Annotated in this window: 3 protein-coding genes; all 3 read right to left on the bottom strand. The window is 60.5% G+C overall.

Annotated elements, in window-relative coordinates; translation table 11 throughout:
• Window positions 1–825: polysaccharide export protein EpsE (gene epsE / locus AC1D0Z_RS19310; RefSeq protein ID WP_477659802.1), on the bottom strand; the 825-nt coding region annotated here is incomplete at its 3' end.
• A gap of 103 nt (window positions 826–928) precedes the next feature.
• Window positions 929–2,128: an XrtB/PEP-CTERM-associated polysaccharide biosynthesis outer membrane protein EpsL gene (gene epsL, locus AC1D0Z_RS19315; RefSeq protein ID WP_477659803.1), complete on the bottom strand. Its 1,200-nt coding sequence runs from the start codon at window positions 2,126–2,128 to the stop codon at window positions 929–931.
• Window positions 2,129–2,147: 19 nt separating this feature from the next.
• Window positions 2,148–2,617 (bottom strand): sugar transferase (locus AC1D0Z_RS19320; protein WP_477659804.1); only part of this gene is annotated, 470 nt, incomplete at its 5' end.

The raw sequence follows: 2,617 nt of genomic DNA on the forward strand, positions 1-2,617 counted from the left end.
CTCCACGACTTTTCCTGTCGCATCGCGGCGATGCAGGCGCAAACGGTTCTCACTGCCCCGCACCGTCGGGCCGCCACCCTGCGCCAGTGCCTGCATCACGGTCATACCCCGCTCGATGCGGTATGGGCCGGGGCGCTGTGCCTCGCCATAAATATAAAAAACCGGAGCCTTGTTCACATACAGCGTGTCCCCGCCAGCCAGCACAATGTCTTCATCTGATTTCTCATTCAAAAAAAGTGCCGGGATATCAATCACTTTGCGGAAGGGCTTACCCTCACGCTGACCGGTCACGATCAGCACATCGTCACCTGTCGGCGTCACTCCGCCTGCGGCAGCCAGCATGTCGCTGACGCGGGTGTTGAAGGTCTCCAGGGGAAACCGCCCCGGACGGCTTACCTGCCCCAGCACGGCGACCTGATTGCCTCGAACCTGCCGCAGGACGATGTTGACCTGTGGCACTTTGACGAAACCACCGCTGCGCAAGGCATCCGCGATCTTTTTTTCAGCCTCTGCGATCGTCAGGCCGCCTAGCTGAACGCTACCGATCAGCGGGTAGCTGATCACGCCGGTTTCCGAGACCCGCGCGTCGACGGAAAGGTCCGGACTCTGGTACACCTGCACGCCGATCGAGTCGCCGGCGCCCAGTCGATAGTCCTGGTTGGTGGGTACGGCGGCGGCCCCCGCCGCCGCGGGCACGGCAGGCGCGACCGGGGCGGTCACTGCCGCCGACTGGCTGGACGCCGCTGGCTGGGCCAATGCAGGTACCGCAAACGCCAGAAGCAAGACGGATAAAACCGCAGAAAAGTGACGCGACATGAATTTCATCTTTTTGTTGCCTTTTTGGAAAGTGCCATGCATGGAAATGCGGCCACAGGCAGAAGCCGGGCCAGCGCCTTAAAGTGGAAGCAGGTGCAGCGAAAGGGTTCCATCAGAAGCTCGCTTGCGCTGAAAGACCATAGGCATTGCTGGTGTAGTCAAAACCTGGCTCAGTGGACTTGCGCCTGTCGCGCTGCACGGAAGCGATCAACTTGAGCGCCCGGAGTGCCTGCCACTCAAGCGCCAGGGAAACCAGGTTGCTGGTGTCGCGGCGGTCCGTCGCGGCAAATCCCGGAAGGGGCCCGCGGAAATCGCGCGCGCCGTGGTCGTAACGCAGGCGGACTGCGGTCTTCTCGCTGGGTTTCCAGGTCGGCGCGATAAAGAACCGGTAGCCTTCGTAATAGCTGGCCGTGGATGTCTGGTAGCTCCCCAGTTCACGCACCACGCCTCCGGCGAGGCTGGTCTTGGCGGTAATGGCCCAGGTCGCGTCAAGCTGGCCGGTGAAGCCGGAAAAATCCCGCGCAGCCAATCCGTCGTGCTCGCGGTCAAGGTGCGAGACGCGCGCCCGCAGGGTGGTTTTTCCTGTGGGTGCCCAGTCCAGCCGGAATTCGTGCTCGGTATCCGTGAAACTGCCGGCAAATGTCGGCGACGGCACCCGTCCCGGATAGTCGCCGTTGCCTCGCTTGTAGCGATAGGCCATGGACGTGTTGGACGGAAAGACATAACGTACGCCGCCCTCGGCTCCCCGAATCCGGGAATCGCCTTCAAATGTGAAGGGCTGGCTGCTGGTGCTGGTGCGTTCGAAAAGCCCGCCAACCAGCCGCCAGGCACCATCGAGCTCGTATTCCGCATCGAATACGGTCGAGCGGTTGGTCCGGCGATTGAGTTGCCCTGAGTTCTGGACGTCGGCCGTGTTGTCGACAAATTCCCGCCGGTCGGAGGTCAGGTTGCCATGCAAGGCCGGCGTAAAGCTCCAGCGCCAGGCGGCGGCGTAATTCACCGCGGTGAAATCGAGATTGGAAAAGCGGCTGTAATGATGGTCTTCGACACCAGCGTCGAGCTCAAACCTCTGAAGACCGAAAGGCTTGTTTATCTTGAAACCTGCTGTCGTCACCGAAACTGTGTCCGCGCGATCCGTGGTTCCTATCAATGCCTGGGCATTCGCCGTATCGGACAGGCGAAAGACATTGCTGTCGTGCATAACCGATTGCCCTGCCTTGAATTGAAGGGTGTCCAGCTCATCAGCATGCGTGACGAGCGGAAACAGGCTCAACAACAGGAACGGAATGGGAAGGAGGTCACGGTGGGGCATCGGCTGTCCTTTTTCTTTTTTAGTAAGCCGCACTGTCCTTGAAGACCAGGCGGATCGTTTTCAGGATGATGAAAAAATCGAGTTGCAGCGACCAGTTGCGAAGGTAATCCAGGTCGCAATCGATGCGCGACTGCATCTTGTCGAGGGTGTCTGTTTCGCCGCGCTGGCCGTTCACCTGCGCCCAGCCCGTAATACCGGGCCTGACCTTGTGGCGGACCATATAGCCCTTGATGAGCGAGCGGTACATCTCGTTGTGCGCCACAGCGTGGGGGCGTGGCCCGACGATGCTCATGCGGCCCTGCAACACATTGATGAATTGCGGCAATTCGTCGAGCGAGGTCTTGCGCAGAAAGGCCCCCAGGCGGGTGATACGCATGTCGTTCTTGCGTGCCTGCTGGATCGTGCCGCCGTCTTCAGTGACGGCCATGGACCGGAACTTGTAGACAAGGATTTGCTCGCCATCCAGGCCGTAGCGCCGCTGCTTGAAAA

It is taken from the genome of Polaromonas sp. P1_E3 (assembly GCF_056405935.1).